Here is a 16,338-nt window from a genome sequence, read left to right on the forward strand (position 1 = left end):
AGTGGGTTCTCCTTATTGTTATCGATTCCTGAAGCCCATGCCTGAAACGCCGGATAGCGCGTAGCTTATCCAGCCTACGATGAGCCTGAGCTTGCTTAAGTATAAGGGTTTAAACGCAATAAAGAGACAGGGCGCCCGATGAGCGCCCTGTTAGTTGTAAGGAAAAGTGACGTTAATCAGCGTCGTAGCCCAGATTCGGGGCCAGCCAGCGCTCTACTTCTGAGACACTCATCCCTTTGCGCAGGGCATAGTCTTCCACCTGGTCGCGCTGGATTTGCGCCACCGCGTAGTATTTGCTGTCAGGGTGGCTGAAATACCAGCCCGAGACGGACGCGCCCGGCCACATGGCGTAGGATTCGGTGAGCTTCATGCCCGTATGGGTTTCCACATCCAGCAACTGCCAGATGGTGCCCTTTTCCGTGTGCTCCGGACAGGCCGGATAGCCCGGTGCCGGACGAATCCCCTGGTAGTTCTCGCGAATCAGCTCCTCGTTGCTGAGGTTTTCATTTGCCGCGTAACCCCAGTGGACTTTACGCACCCGCTCATGCAGGTATTCAGCGAAGGCTTCTGCCAGGCGGTCAGCAATCGCTTTCACCATGATTTTGTTGTAGTCATCGTGCTGCGCTTCGTAGGCCTCGGCGAGAGCATCCTCTTCCAGCCCGCCGGTAACGGCGAACGCGCCGATGTAGTCCGCTTTGCCGCTGAGTTTTGGTGCAACGAAATCGGCCAGGCAGTAGTTGGCAAACCCGACTTTCTCGGTTTGCTGGCGCAGATGACGGCTCACCGCCAGCACGTTAGTGCGGGTTTCATCGCGATAAATTTCGATGTCATCCCCGACGCGGTTCGCCGGGAACAGCCCCACGACGCCGCGCGGATTGAGGCTCTTTTCAGCGCTGAGCTGGTCGAGAAGATCGTTGGCGTCTTTAAACAGGCGCTGCGCCTCTTCACCGACGACCTCATCTTCAAGAATGCGCGGGTATTTTCCCGCCAGCGACCAGGTCATGAAGAACGGCGTCCAGTCGATGTAATTACGCAGGGTTTCGATGTTCGCCGTGACCGCCTGCACGCCCAGGCGATGCGCCACCGGCGGCGTGTAACTTGCCCAGTCGAAGGCCAGATCGTTTTCCCGCGCGGCGGCCAGCGTCACTGGCGGAGTGCGCGGTTTTTTGCGGCCATGCTGAATACGAACGGTGTCGTACTCTTTGCGGGTTTTCGCGACAAAATCATCACGCTGGGTCGCAGAGAGCAAGGCCGACACCACCCCCACGGTGCGTGAGGCGTTCTGTACGTAGACCGTCGGCCCGCTGTAGTTCTGCTCGATTTTCACCGCAGTGTGCGCTTTTGAGGTCGTCGCACCGCCAATCAGCAGCGGAATGGTAAAGCCCTGGCGCTCCATCTCCTTCGCCACGTTGACCATTTCGTCCAGCGACGGCGTGATAAGCCCGGAAAGTCCGATCAAATCCGCATTCACTTCGCGCGCGGTTTTGAGAATTTTGTCTGCCGGAACCATCACACCGAGGTCGATGATTTCGTAGTTATTGCACTGCAGCACCACGCCGACGATATTTTTGCCGATATCGTGGACATCGCCTTTGACGGTGGCGATCACCATCTTGCCGTTGGTCTGCCCTTTTTCTTTGCTGGCCTCAATGTAGGGTTCGAGATAGGCCACCGCCTGTTTCATAACGCGCGCGGATTTGACCACCTGCGGCAGGAACATTTTGCCCTCGCCAAACAGGTCGCCGACCACGTTCATCCCGTCCATCAGCGGCCCTTCGATCACCTCAATCGGGCGAGCGGAGAGCTGGCGGGCCTCTTCGGTATCCAGCTCGATAAATTCAGTAATGCCTTTGACCAGCGAGTATTCCAGACGCTTTTTCACGTCCCACGAGCGCCACTCGGCCTGCTGAACCTGGGCGCTTTCGTCGCTTTTACTGCCGCGATATTTCTCCGCCAGCTCCAGCATCCGTTCAGTGGAGTCGTCGCGGCGGTTGAGGATCACGTCTTCCACGGCGTCGCGCAGCTCGGCGGGCAGGTCGTCATAAATTGCCAGCTGTCCGGCGTTGACGATCCCCATGTCCATGCCGTTACGGATGGCGTAGTAGAGGAACACGGCGTGAATGGCTTCACGAACCGGATCGTTACCGCGGAACGAGAATGAAACGTTGGAGACACCGCCGGAGATCAGCGCATGCGGCAGCTCGCGTTTGATATCCTCGCAGGCGCCGATAAAGTCCTGGGCGTAGTTGTTATGCTCTTCGATACCCGTCGCGACGGCAAAGATATTGGGGTCGAAAATGATGTCTTCTGGCGGGAAACCGACCTCTTCCGTCAGGATCTTGTACGCGCGGCGGCAAATCTCAATCTTGCGTTCGCGGGTATCGGCCTGGCCGACTTCGTCAAACGCCATCACCACCACGGCCGCGCCATAGCGGCGCACCCGTTTTGCGTGATGAATAAACGGCTCCACCCCCTCTTTCATCGAGATAGAGTTGACGATGCCTTTGCCCTGAATGCACTTCAGCCCTTTTTCGATGACGTCCCACTTTGAGGAGTCAATCATGATCGGCACGCGGGCAATGTCCGGCTCACCGGCAATCAGATTCAGGAAACGCACCATCGCCGCTTCGGCGTCGAGCATCCCTTCATCCATGTTGATATCGATGATCTGCGCGCCGCTTTCCACCTGCTGGCGGGCAACGTCCAGCGCTTCGCTGTATTTTTCTTCTTTGATTAACCGCTTGAACTTAGCGGAACCGGTGACGTTAGTACGTTCACCGACATTCACAAACAGGCTGTCATCGGCGATGGTCAGTGGCTCAAGGCCTGCCAGACGACAAGCCACCGGCAGCGTCGGTAACGGGCGCGGCGGCAAGCCTGCGACGGCATTGCTCATGGCAGCGATATGTTCCGGCGTGGTGCCGCAGCAGCCGCCGACGATGTTCAGGAAACCTGACTCTGCCCACTCCCGAATTTGCGCGGCCATCGTCGTTGCATCGAGATCGTATTCGCCAAAGGCATTTGGCAGGCCGGCGTTCGGGTGCGCCGTGACGTAGCACTCGGCGATGCGGGAGAGTTCCTGCACGTACTGGCGCAGTTCATCCGGGCCGAGGGCGCAGTTGAGGCCAAATGTGAGGGCATCCGCGTGGCGCAGGGAGTTGTAAAACGCTTCCGTCGTCTGACCGGAAAGGGTGCGCCCGGAGGCATCCGTAATGGTGCCCGAGACCATAATCGGCAGATCGACGCCCAGCGCTTCCATCTCTTCCTTCACCGCAAAGATCGCAGCTTTCGCGTTGAGAGTGTCGAACACCGTTTCGATCATGATCAGATCGCAGCCCCCTTCCACCAGCGCTTTGGTGGATTCACGATAGGCCTCGACCAGCTGATCAAAGGTCACGTTACGGAAGGCCGGATCGTTCACGTCCGGTGAAATAGAGGCGGTACGGTTGGTGGGGCCAAGCACCCCGGCGACGTAGCGCGGTTTGTCGGGCGTGCGGGCCGTCCATGCATCAGCGCAGGCGCGCGCCAGCCTGGCGGCCTCAAAATTGATTTCTGCCGACAGGGATTCCATCTGGTAATCCGCCATGGCGATGGTTGTCGAGTTGAAGGTATTGGTTTCGACGATGTCCGCGCCCGCCTCAAAATAGGCGTTATGGATGGCCGCGATGACATCCGGTTTACTCAGCACCAGCAGGTCATTATTGCCTTTCAGGTCGCAAGGCCAGTCGGCGAAACGCTCGCCGCGAAAATCGTCTTCACTCAGACGATAGCTCTGGATCATGGTGCCCATGCCGCCGTCCAGCACCAGAATTCGTTCATTTAACTGCGCACGCAGTTGATCTACTTTGCTGCTCACACTCGCTCCCGACAACGCTCAACAAGGCCAAAAGGCCAGCAGTCCATACTGGCATAATCTCGCAGGGTGGAGAAGTCACGCAGCGTTAACATGAGACATGTTCACTATCACTCCTCCGATCAGTCAGGATAACGGTTGCAAATTCACCAAATAAAACGAAAATGATTTCCACGATACAGAAAAAGGATTCCGTCATGGTCGCTACCGTTCCCGCAAAACGCGGCAGAAAACCTGCTGCCACCACCGCGCCGCCAGGCGGACAAGTTCAGTCGCTCACACGCGGATTAAAGCTGCTGGAATGGATCGCGGAATCCCACAGCAGCGTGGCCCTGACCGAGCTGGCGCAACAGGCAGGCCTGCCGAACTCCACCACGCACCGTCTGTTAAGCACCATGCAGCAGTTGGGCTTTGTCCGTCAGGTGGGTGAACTGGGCCACTGGTCCGTCGGTGCTCATGCGTTTATCGTTGGCAGCAGCTTTTTGCAGAGCCGTAATCTGCTGGCGATTGTGCATCCGATCCTGCGCAAACTGATGGAAGATTCTGGCGAGACGGTCAACCTGGCGGTGCTCGATCAGAGCGACCATCAGGCGATTATTATTGACCAGGTGCAGTGTACGCAGCTGATGCGGATGTCCGCACCCATTGGCGGTAAGCTGCCGATGCATGCGTCGGGGGCGGGGAAAGCCTTTCTGTCGCAGCTCAGCGAGGAGCAAGTCACTGGCCTGCTGCACCGCAAAGGGCTGCATGCCTATACGCATGCCACGCTGGTTTCCCCGCTGCATCTGAAAGATGATTTGGCCCAGACGCGCAAGCGCGGCTATTCGTTCGATGATGAAGAACATGCGCTGGGTCTGCGCTGTATCGCGGCGTGTATTTTTGATGAGCACCGCGAACCCTTCGCCGCGATCTCCATTTCTGGGCCGATCTCGCGCGTGACCGATGACCGCGTCACCGAGCTGGGCGCGCTGGTCATCAAAGCGGCGAAGGAAGTGACGCTGGCGTATGGTGGGATTCGCTAACCTTGTATGCGGCCTGATCCCCTCTCCCTTAAAGAGAGGGGAAACACTACATTGACCACCGCACGCTAAAACGCTGCCGCCTGCGGTAGGCGTACACATCTTCAACGTAACCATTTTTGATGCGCGTTTGCAGACCTCGCCAGTAGTCGGCGTGGAACAGATCCTCGTGCATCTCTGCAAACAACGGCCCGATGCGCGGGTCGGCGCAGAGCCAGTGGCGAAACTCCTCCGGGAAGACGTCGCCCGGCGAGACGCTGTACCACGGCTCGCTGGCCAGCTCATCTTCCGGATAGCGCGCAGCCGGGATATCGCGGAAATTCACCTCGGTCATGTAGCAGATTTCATCGTAATCGTAGAACACCACCCGCCCGTGGCGCGTCACGCCAAAGTTTTTAAACAGCATATCGCCGGGAAAAATATTGGCCGCTGCCAGCTGGCGGATTGCATTACCGTACTCTTCAATCGCATCACGCAGCGCCTGGCCGTCCACCTGCTCCAGCCAGATATTGAGCGGAACCATTCGGCGTTCGATGTAAAGATGGCTGATGGCAATCTTATCGCCCAGATCGGTGATTTTGCCCGGCGCTTCCTGCATCAGCAGGGTCATTAGCGCTGGCGCGATCTGCCGTTTATCCAGCACAAAGTTTTCGAACTCCTGGGTGTCGGCCATGCGCCCCACGCGGTCGTGCTCTTTGACCAGCTGATAGCAGGCGCGGACGTGCGCCGCCGTCATCTCTTTCTGCGGCGCGAATTTATCTTTGATGACCTTAAACACACGATCAAAACCCGGCAGCGTGAAGACCAGCATCACCATCCCGCGGATTCCGGGCGCTTCGATGAACTGCTCGTCGCTACTGCTGATGTAGTGCAGGTATTCGCGATAGCTCTCAGTTTTCGCGTGTTTTTGACAGCCAATCGCCATATACAGCTCAGCGGTGGTTTTGACGGGGAGCAGCTCGCGCAGCCACTCCACCAACGCGGCGGGGTGTGGCGCATAAACCATGAAATAGGAGCGGGCGAAGCCGAAGACAATGCTCGCCTCGGCGCTGGTTGTCAGGCAGGCGTCGACAAAAAGCTCGCCATCATCCGTACGATGGATCGGCAGCAGAAAGGGAATAGTGGCCGTGGGGGTGAGCAACTTCCCGACCAGCCAGGCGGCTTTATTGCGGAAAAACAGTTCGTTAGCCACCTGTAAATGGCTGCGTTGTAAAACGTCGGTGCCGAAGGCGTCCGTCAGATGCGCGACGATATAGCCCACGTCGCGCGTTTTGTTTTGCCATGGCAAACGCAGCGGTAAATCCGAGAGCACTTTGCTCAACAGACTTTCCCAGCCGTGTTCGGGGAAGAAATCCTTCGCCAGCGGGCGCGGGATAGTGCGAAAGCGACGCTCAGGCTGAGAGCTGAAAATAAATAACCGCTCAGGAGATAACGAGCGGTGGTCAAATAACCGGCAATAGACGGAGTTGAAAAAGCTCTCCGCAATCTCGAAGCGCGGGTAATCCGGCAACAGATGGGTGTAGTGCTCTTTTACGCGGAGCAGAAAATCGGCGTCGGGGCTTTTACCATCGGTGATGCAGCGCAACTGCTCGACCACCAGGCCCACGTGATGATCGTAAAGATGGATACGCTGTTTCATCGCCTGCTGTACGGCGTGCCAGTCGGCGTGTTCGAAGCGCTGCTGCGCGCCTGAAGTCACTTCCAGAAAACGGCCATACTGCGCGTCGAAGCCCTGCAGGATGGTTTGTGCAATCAGTAACTCCAGGCCACGCGACATAGGCTCCCCTCATCCCGGCCCTCTCCCCGAGGGGAGAGGGAGAAAACATCAGAACTGTGATTCTTCAGTCGAACCGGTCAACGCCGTAACCGATGAGGCGCCGCCCTGAATGATCGTCGTGACGTTGTCGAAATAGCCTGTGCCCACTTCCTGCTGGTGAGAAGCAAAGGTGTAGCCCTCTTTGCTGGCCGCAAACTCTGGCTGCTGCACTTTTTCCACGTAGTGCTTCATGCCCTCACCCTGCGCGTAGGCGTGGGCCAGATCGAACATGTTGAACCACATGCTGTGGATACCCGCGAGGGTGATGAACTGGTATTTGTAGCCCATCTCAGAGAGCTGCTGCTGGAAGCTGGCGATGGTTTTATCATCCAGATTCTTCTGCCAGTTGAACGACGGCGAGCAGTTGTACGCCAGCAGTTTGCCTGGATATTTAGCATGGATCGCATCGGCAAAGCGTTTTGCCAGCGCCAGATCCGGCGTGGAGGTTTCGCACCACACCAGGTCGGCATACGGGGCGTAGGCCAGACCGCGGCTGATAGCCTGCTCGATACCCGCATGCGTACGGTAGAACCCTTCGCTGGTGCGCTCACCGGTAATGAATTCGCTGTCGTAAGGGTCGCAGTCAGAGGTAATCAGATCCGCCGCATCCGCATCGGTACGGGCGATAACCAGGGTCGGCACACCCAGTACATCTGCCGCCAGACGCGCGGCGACCAGTTTCTGGATCGCTTCTTGCGTCGGCACCAGCACTTTGCCGCCCATATGGCCGCACTTCTTCACGGACGCCAGCTGATCTTCAAAGTGAACCGCCGCTGCACCGGCTTCAATCATTGATTTCATCAGCTCAAACGCATTCAGTACGCCGCCAAAACCTGCTTCGGCATCTGCCACGATAGGCAGGAAGTAATCCACGAAGCGCGGATCGTTTGGCTCAATGCCGGACGCCCACTGGATCTGATCCGCACGACGGAAGGTGTTGTTGATCCGATCGACCACCGAGGGTACGGAGTTGGCCGGATAGAGCGACTGATCCGGATACATGCTGGAGGCCAGGTTAGCGTCGGCCGCCACCTGCCAGCCGGAGAGATAGACCGCTTCAATCCCCGCTTTCGCCTGCTGCAACGCCTGGCCACCGGTCAACGCACCGAGGCTGTTGATATACCCTTTTTTCGATTCGCCGTGCAGCAGACGCCACATTTTTGCGGCACCGAGCTGCGCCAACGTGCATTCCGGATTGACCGAACCGCGCAGTTTCACCACTTCCTCTGCGCTGTACGGGCGGTTGATGCCTTCCCAGCGCGGTTGAGTCCACTCTTTTTGTAATTCTTCGATTTGTTGGGTACGGGTTTTCATGTGCAGATGCTCCATATTATCGTCCTGGCTTCCCAGGCGTTATTGGTGAAGGCAGTTTGGTCACGGCCAGCGCTAGAACCAAAGGGATTCAGAGCACTGCCTGGGCCAAAATGGCGAACAAAATAGCCTGGGTAGTTAGGCCAGCAGGCGATAGCCGGGCAAAGTAAGGAAGTCGATTAATTCTTCAGACGTCGTGATTTGCTCCATCAAACGCGCGGCATCGTCAAAACGGCCACTGCTGAAGCGGTGTTCGCCCAGCTCGTCCTGAATCACCCGCATCTCTTCGGCAAGCATCTGGCGGAACAGGGATTTAGTGACCGGTTTGCCGTTATTGAGCGTTTTCTGGTGGTGGATCCACTGCCAGATGGAGGTTCGGGAGATCTCCGCCGTGGCGGCATCTTCCATCAGGCCGTAAATCGGGACGCAGCCATTGCCTGAGATCCATGCTTCGATGTACTGGGCCGCAACGCGAATATTGGCGCGCATGCCTGCTTCAGTTCGCTCGCCCTCGCACGGCATCAGCAGTTCTTCAGCTGAGACAGGTGCGTCGTCTTCGCGGGTGACGAAAAGCTGATTTTTGTTCTCACCCAGTACGCTGTTGAAAACCTCCATCGCCGTGTCCGCCAGGCCCGGATGGGCAACCCAGGTGCCATCGTGGCCGTTGCGGGCTTCAAGCTCTTTATCCGCCTTCACTTTGGTCAGCACCTGATTATTGCGCTCGGCGTCTTTGCTCGGAATAAAGGCCGCCATCCCCCCCATCGCGAACGCACCGCGTTTATGGCAGGTCTTAATCAGCAGGCGTGAGTAGGCACTCAGGAAAGGCTTGTCCATAGTGACCGCCTGGCGATCGGGCAGCACGCGGTCTGGATGGTTTTTCAGAGTTTTGATGTAGCTGAAGATGTAATCCCAGCGTCCACAATTCAGGCCGACGATGTGGTCGCGCAGGGCGTGCAGGATTTCATCCATCTGGAACACTGCCGGCAGCGTTTCGATCAGCAGGGTGGCTTTGATGGTGCCGCGCGGCAGATTGAAGCGATCTTCCGCGTAGCTGAATACCTCGCTCCACCAGGCCGCTTCCTGCCATGACTGCGTTTTTGGCAGGTAGAAATAAGGGCCACTCCCTTTTGCCAGCAGGCTTTTATGGTTGTGGAAGAAGTAGAGCGCAAAATCAAACAGGCTTCCGGGAATGGCTTCGTTGCGCCATGTGACGTGTTTTTCAGGCAGATGCAGGCCGCGCACACGGCAAATCAGGACGGCAGGATTGGGTTTCAGCTGATAGATTTTTCCGGCTTCATTGGTGTAGCTGATAGTGCCATTGACCGCATCGCGCAGGTTAATTTGCCCCTCGATCACTTTACGCCAGTCTGGCGCCAGTGAATCTTCGAAGTCTGCCATGAACACTTTTACATTGGCATTCATAGCGTTAATCACCATTTTACGCTCAACCGGGCCGGTGATTTCGACCCGACGATCCTGTAAATCCTGCGGAATACCACGGATTTTCCAGCCTGAGTTACGAATGGAAGCAGTTTCCGAAATGAAGTCTGGAAGCTTACCGTTATCGATGTCCTGCTGTTGCTGAATACGAGCCGCCAGCAGTTTATTGCGCTTCGGTGCAAAGCGTGTCACCAGCTCAGCCAGAAACTCGACGGCATCTGGTGTCAGAACCTGCTGTTCCAGCTCACCATAGGGTTGGTTAAACGTCAGTTCATCGGTGGTCGTTGCCTGTTGATTCATTTCTCTGCTCCTCATCAAAGATCCAAAAAAACGTCCCCCACTGCGAGCGAAAGATCGTTGTGTGGTTTTCGCTCAGCAGATTTAAGACTATCCATTATTTTTCTAAAATCAAAAACAATTTCCATTTTAATTAAATATTATTCTTATCTTATTGATTAGGAAGAGATTAAATATCATTTAACGGATGAGTGGTGTTTCGGAAATAAAAAAGGCACCCGAAGGTGCCTGATCTGGAATGCTGAAACGCTTTAGGATCGTTCTGCGCAGAGGATTAATCTAACGTCGGATTCATGTGGCGCAGATCGTATGGCGTGATCTGATAGACGTAATAGTTGAGCCAGTTAGTAAACAGCAAATTGCCATGGCTGCGCCAGGTTGCTCTTGGCGTGTTTTGCGGATCGTTTTTCGGGAAATAGTTGTACGGCACTTCCGGGGTTAACCCCGCTTCCACATCGCGGAAAAATTCGCTCGCCAGGGTGTGCGCATCGTATTCCGGATGTCCCGTCACAAAGGCGATACGTTTGTCTTTACTGGCGAACAGATAGGCGTCGCCATCTTCCGTTTCGGCCAGGATCTCGAGATCCGTGTAATCACGAATCAGCGCGGCCGGGAAATCTGCGTAGCGCGAGTGAGGTGCGAGGAAAGAGTCGTCAAAACCGCGCGTCAGCAACGCATGAGGATGGAGAATGTGGTGTTCGTAGACGCCAGACAGCTTTTCCGTGCGGGTTTGCTTCGGGATGCCGTAGAGAATATTCAGTGCCGCTTGTACCGCCCAACAGACAAAGAGCGTTGAGGTGACGTGATCTTTGGCCCACTCAAGTACCTGCTTGATCTGCGGCCAGTAGGCCACATCGTTGAACTCAACCAGGCCCAGCGGTGCACCCGTGACGATCAGACCATCGAAGTTATCGTTGCGGATATCTTCGAAGTTGCAGTAGAAGTTATTCAAATGCTCGGACGGTGTGTTGCGCGATTCACGGGCATCGACGCGCAGCAGCTGGATGTCTACCTGCAGCGGGGAGTTGGAGAGCAAGCGCAGGAACTGATTCTCAGTCTCAATCTTTTTGGGCATCAGGTTGAGGATGAGAACCTTAAGTGGACGAATTTCCTGACCTGTCGCGCGCGAGGCCTTCATCACGAAGACATTCTCTTCACGCAAGAAATTAACGGCTGGCAGCTCGTCCTGCACCCTAATCGGCATAACCTTATATCCTCACAGCATACGTATAAACGTTTAGACATCCAGATAGCTGACAATACCCAGGAATCGTGCGAATGTCGAGTCTGTAAGAGGAAGGTGAGAAAGTTTCACGGAGGGAAACAGAGGAATAAACAAGAAAGGACAAAAACGCAAAAAGGCCATCCTTGCGGATGGCCTCTTCACTTAATTGATGCCTGGCAGTTCCCTACTCTCACATGGGGAGACCCCACACTACCATCGGCGCTACGGCGTTTCACTTCTGAGTTCGGCATGGGGTCAGGTGGGACCACCGCGCTAAAGCCGCCAGGCAAATTCTGTATCAACACGCATCTCTGCGCATTAATTAATCTGTATCAGCTGAAAATCGTCTGTCTCTGCTTCGCCAAAACATCTTCGGCGTTGTAAGGTTAAGCCTCACGGTTCATTAGTACTGGTTAGCTCAATACATCGCTGCACTTACACACCCAGCCTATCAACGTCGTAGTCTTCAACGTTCCTTCAGGACTCTCAAGGAGTCAGGGAGAACTCATCTCGGGGCAAGTTTCGTGCTTAGATGCTTTCAGCACTTATCTTTTCCGCATTTAGCTACCGGGCAATGCCATTGGCATGACAACCCGAACACCAGTGATGCGTCCACTCCGGTCCTCTCGTACTAGGAGCAGCCCCCCTCAATTCTCCAGCGCCCACGGCAGATAGGGACCGAACTGTCTCACGACGTTCTAAACCCAGCTCGCGTACCACTTTAAACGGCGAACAGCCGTACCCTTGGGACCTACTTCAGCCCCAGGATGTGATGAGCCGACATCGAGGTGCCAAACACCGCCGTCGATATGAACTCTTGGGCGGTATCAGCCTGTTATCCCCGGAGTACCTTTTATCCGTTGAGCGATGGCCCTTCCATTCAGAACCACCGGATCACTATGACCTGCTTTCGCACCTGCTCGAGCCGTCACTCTCGCAGTCAAGCTAGCTTATGCCATTGCACTAACCTCCTGATGTCCGACCAGGATTAGCTAACCTTCGTGCTCCTCCGTTACTCTTTAGGAGGAGACCGCCCCAGTCAAACTACCCACCAGACACTGTCCGCAACCCGGATTACGGGTCTACGTTAGAACACCAGCCATTAAAGGGTGGTATTTCAAGGTTGGCTCCACGCAGACTGGCGTCCACGCTTCAAAGCCTCCCACCTATCCTACACATCAAGGACCAGTGTTCAGTGTCAAGCTATAGTAAAGGTTCACGGGGTCTTTCCGTCTTGCCGCGGGTACACTGCATCTTCACAGCGAGTTCAATTTCACTGAGTCTCGGGTGGAGACAGCCTGGCCATCATTACGCCATTCGTGCAGGTCGGAACTTACCCGACAAGGAATTTCGCTACCTTAGGACCGTTATAGTTACGGCCGCCGTTTACCGGGGCTTCGATCAAGAGCTTCGCGTTGCCGCTAACCCCATCAATTAACCTTCCGGCACCGGGCAGGCGTCACACCGTATACGTCCACTTTCGTGTTTGCACAGTGCTGTGTTTTTAATAAACAGTTGCAGCCAGCTGGTATCTTCGACTGGTTTCAGCTCCATCCGCAGGGACTTCACCTACACACCAGCGTGCCTTCTCCCGAAGTTACGGCACCATTTTGCCTAGTTCCTTCACCCGAGTTCTCTCAAGCGCCTTGGTATTCTCTACCTGACCACCTGTGTCGGTTTGGGGTACGATTTGATGTTACCTGATGCTTAGAGGCTTTTCCTGGAAGCAGGGCATTTGTTACTTCAGCACCGTAGTGCCTCGTCATCACACCTCAGCGTTAAAAAGGTACCGGATTTACCTGGAACCTCCGCCTACATGCTTAAACCGGGACAACCGTCGCCCGGCTAACATAGCCTTCTCCGTCCCCCCTTCGCAGTAACACCAAGTACAGGAATATTAACCTGTTTCCCATCGACTACGCCTTTCGGCCTCGCCTTAGGGGTCGACTCACCCTGCCCCGATTAACGTTGGACAGGAACCCTTGGTCTTCCGGCGAGCGGGCTTTTCACCCGCTTTATCGTTACTTATGTCAGCATTCGCACTTCTGATACCTCCAGCATGCCTCACAGCACACCTTCAACGGCTTACAGAACGCTCCCCTACCCAACAACGCATAAGCGTTGCTGCCGCAGCTTCGGTGCATGGTTTAGCCCCGTTACATCTTCCGCGCAGGCCGACTCGACCAGTGAGCTATTACGCTTTCTTTAAATGATGGCTGCTTCTAAGCCAACATCCTGGCTGTCTGTGCCTTCCCACATCGTTTCCCACTTAACCATGACTTTGGGACCTTAGCTGGCGGTCTGGGTTGTTTCCCTCTTCACGACGGACGTTAGCACCCGCCGTGTGTCTCCCGTGATAACATTCTTCGGTATTCGTAGTTTGCATCGGGTTGGTAAGCCGGGATGGCCCCCTAGCCGAAACAGTGCTCTACCCCGAAGATGAGTTCACGAGGCGCTACCTAAATAGCTTTCGGGGAGAACCAGCTATCTCCCGGTTTGATTGGCCTTTCACCCCCAGCCACAAGTCATCCGCTAATTTTTCAACATTAGTCGGTTCGGTCCTCCAGTTAGTGTTACCCAACCTTCAACCTGCCCATGGCTAGATCACCGGGTTTCGGGTCTATACCCTGCAACTTAACGCCCAGTTAAGACTCGGTTTCCCTTCGGCTCCCCTATACGGTTAACCTTGCTACAGAATATAAGTCGCTGACCCATTATACAAAAGGTACGCAGTCACCCCATAAAGAGGCTCCCACTGCTTGTACGTACACGGTTTCAGGTTCTTTTTCACTCCCCTCGCCGGGGTTCTTTTCGCCTTTCCCTCACGGTACTGGTTCACTATCGGTCAGTCAGGAGTATTTAGCCTTGGAGGATGGTCCCCCCATATTCAGACAGGATACCACGTGTCCCGCCCTACTCTTCGAGTTCACAACGTGTGCATTTTTGTGTACGGGACTTTCACCCTGTATCGTGCGACTTTCCAGACGCTTCCACTAACACACGCGCTGATTCAGACTCTGGGCTCCTCCCCGTTCGCTCGCCGCTACTGGGGGAATCTCGGTTGATTTCTTTTCCTCGGGGTACTTAGATGTTTCAGTTCCCCCGGTTCGCCTCATGCCACTATGTATTCATGACATGATAGTGTGTCGGAACACACTGGGTTTCCCCATTCGGGTATCGCCGGGTCAAAGGTTCATATCACCTCGCCGACGCTTATCGCAGATTAGCACGCCCTTCATCGCCTCTGACTGCCAGGGCATCCACCGTGTACGCTTAGTCGCTTAACCTCACAACCCGAAGATGTTTCGTAAAACATCGTCGTGTCGCGAAAATTTGAGAGACTCGAACACACCGTCATCCTGTTCTTATTACGGAGAACAGACGCAGCGTGTCGTTTCAATTTTCAGCTTGATCCAGATTTTTAAAGAGCAAATATCTCAAACATGATTCCTGAGAATCAGTTTTGAGATATTAAGGCAGGTGACTTTCACTCACAAACCAGCAAGTGGCGTCCCCTAGGGGATTCGAACCCCTGTTACCGCCGTGAAAGGGCGGTGTCCTGGGCCTCTAGACGAAGGGGACACTGAAGTCTCAATCGCAAGACGCCTTGCTATTTACTTTTCATCAGACAATCTGTGTGGACACTACAAAGGCAGGTTCTTTCAGGTAAGGAGGTGATCCAACCGCAGGTTCCCCTACGGTTACCTTGTTACGACTTCACCCCAGTCATGAATCACAAAGTGGTAAGCGCCCTCCCGAAGGTTAAGCTACCTACTTCTTTTGCAACCCACTCCCATGGTGTGACGGGCGGTGTGTACAAGGCCCGGGAACGTATTCACCGTAGCATTCTGATCTACGATTACTAGCGATTCCGACTTCATGGAGTCGAGTTGCAGACTCCAATCCGGACTACGACGTACTTTATGAGGTCCGCTTGCTCTCGCGAGGTCGCTTCTCTTTGTATACGCCATTGTAGCACGTGTGTAGCCCTACTCGTAAGGGCCATGATGACTTGACGTCATCCCCACCTTCCTCCAGTTTATCACTGGCAGTCTCCTTTGAGTTCCCGGCCGGACCGCTGGCAACAAAGGATAAGGGTTGCGCTCGTTGCGGGACTTAACCCAACATTTCACAACACGAGCTGACGACAGCCATGCAGCACCTGTCTCACGGTTCCCGAAGGCACTAAAGCATCTCTGCTAAATTCCGTGGATGTCAAGAGTAGGTAAGGTTCTTCGCGTTGCATCGAATTAAACCACATGCTCCACCGCTTGTGCGGGCCCCCGTCAATTCATTTGAGTTTTAACCTTGCGGCCGTACTCCCCAGGCGGTCGACTTAACGCGTTAGCTCCGGAAGCCACTCCTCAAGGGAACAACCTCCAAGTCGACATCGTTTACGGCGTGGACTACCAGGGTATCTAATCCTGTTTGCTCCCCACGCTTTCGCACCTGAGCGTCAGTCTTTGTCCAGGGGGCCGCCTTCGCCACCGGTATTCCTCCAGATCTCTACGCATTTCACCGCTACACCTGGAATTCTACCCCCCTCTACAAGACTCTAGCCTGCCAGTTTCGAATGCAGTTCCCAGGTTGAGCCCGGGGATTTCACATCCGACTTGACAGACCGCCTGCGTGCGCTTTACGCCCAGTAATTCCGATTAACGCTTGCACCCTCCGTATTACCGCGGCTGCTGGCACGGAGTTAGCCGGTGCTTCTTCTGCGAGTAACGTCAATCACTGCGGTTATTAACCACAATGCCTTCCTCCTCGCTGAAAGTACTTTACAACCCGAAGGCCTTCTTCATACACGCGGCATGGCTGCATCAGGCTTGCGCCCATTGTGCAATATTCCCCACTGCTGCCTCCCGTAGGAGTCTGGACCGTGTCTCAGTTCCAGTGTGGCTGGTCATCCTCTCAGACCAGCTAGGGATCGTCGCCTAGGTGAGCCATTACCCCACCTACTAGCTAATCCCATCTGGGCACATCTGATGGCAAGAGGCCCGAAGGTCCCCCTCTTTGGTCTTGCGACGTTATGCGGTATTAGCTACCGTTTCCAGTAGTTATCCCCCTCCATCAGGCAGTTTCCCAGACATTACTCACCCGTCCGCCGCTCGTCACCCGAGAGCAAGCTCTCTGTGCTACCGCTCGACTTGCATGTGTTAGGCCTGCCGCCAGCGTTCAATCTGAGCCATGATCAAACTCTTCAATTTAAGTTTGATGCTCGTGAATTAAACTTCGTAATGAATTACGTATGTTCACTCAGAGACTTTGGTATTCATTTAGCGTCTTGCGACGTTTAGAATCCATGTCACTTTGAGTGCCCACACAGATTGTCTGATAAATTGTTAAAGAGCAGTGCAACGCGGCTTTCGCTCACCGT

General features: G+C 55.0%; 6 protein-coding genes, 1 tRNA gene and 3 rRNA genes. 1 reads left to right on the plus strand and 9 read right to left on the minus strand.

The window, feature by feature from the left end; all coding sequences use genetic code 11:
- Nucleotides 1-172 precede the first annotated feature (172 nt).
- Nucleotides 173-3,856: a methionine synthase gene (metH, locus tag DAI21_RS03165; RefSeq protein ID WP_107702472.1), complete on the minus strand. Its 3,684-nt coding sequence runs from the start codon at nt 3,854-3,856 to the stop codon at nt 173-175.
- 194 nt (nt 3,857-4,050) lie between these two features.
- Here metH and iclR point away from each other — a divergent pair, with 194 nt between their 5' ends.
- Nucleotides 4,051-4,875, plus strand: coding sequence for a glyoxylate bypass operon transcriptional repressor IclR (gene iclR / locus DAI21_RS03170; protein ID WP_123429852.1), 825 nt, complete (start codon nt 4,051-4,053; stop codon nt 4,873-4,875).
- A gap of 46 nt (nt 4,876-4,921) precedes the next feature.
- Here iclR and aceK read toward each other — a convergent pair whose 3' ends face one another.
- From aceK to DAI21_RS03210, 8 genes are all read right to left on the minus strand, one after another.
- Nucleotides 4,922-6,649 (minus strand): bifunctional isocitrate dehydrogenase kinase/phosphatase, encoded by a 1,728-nt coding sequence (gene aceK, locus DAI21_RS03175; RefSeq protein ID WP_107702473.1) that lies wholly within the window; start codon nt 6,647-6,649, stop codon nt 4,922-4,924.
- Between the two features lie 48 nt (nt 6,650-6,697).
- Complete coding sequence (aceA, locus tag DAI21_RS03180) at nt 6,698-8,002, minus strand: isocitrate lyase (RefSeq protein WP_100780782.1); 1,305 nt, start codon at nt 8,000-8,002, stop codon at nt 6,698-6,700.
- A gap of 135 nt (nt 8,003-8,137) precedes the next feature.
- Nucleotides 8,138-9,739, minus strand: a complete 1,602-nt coding sequence (gene aceB, locus DAI21_RS03185; RefSeq protein WP_107702474.1) for a malate synthase A — start codon at nt 9,737-9,739, stop codon at nt 8,138-8,140.
- Between the two features lie 271 nt (nt 9,740-10,010).
- Entirely contained in the window at nt 10,011-10,940 is a 930-nt protein-coding gene (metA, locus tag DAI21_RS03190; RefSeq protein WP_100778090.1) for a homoserine O-succinyltransferase, read from the minus strand.
- A gap of 192 nt (nt 10,941-11,132) precedes the next feature.
- Nucleotides 11,133-11,248: ribosomal RNA gene (gene rrf / locus DAI21_RS03195) — 5S ribosomal RNA — on the minus strand.
- Between the two features lie 95 nt (nt 11,249-11,343).
- A 23S ribosomal RNA gene (locus DAI21_RS03200) occupies nt 11,344-14,248 on the minus strand.
- A gap of 219 nt (nt 14,249-14,467) precedes the next feature.
- Nucleotides 14,468-14,543, minus strand: a tRNA-Glu gene (locus tag DAI21_RS03205).
- 85 nt (nt 14,544-14,628) lie between these two features.
- Nucleotides 14,629-16,168, minus strand: a 16S ribosomal RNA gene (locus DAI21_RS03210).
- Together the 16S, 23S and 5S rRNA genes with 1 tRNA gene alongside form the textbook arrangement of a ribosomal RNA operon.
- Nucleotides 16,169-16,338 lie beyond the last annotated feature (170 nt).

Origin of the sequence: Lelliottia sp. WB101 (assembly GCF_003051885.1) — a bacterium.
In the GTDB taxonomy this organism is placed as follows: Bacteria; Pseudomonadota; Gammaproteobacteria; order Enterobacterales; family Enterobacteriaceae; genus Enterobacter; species Enterobacter nimipressuralis.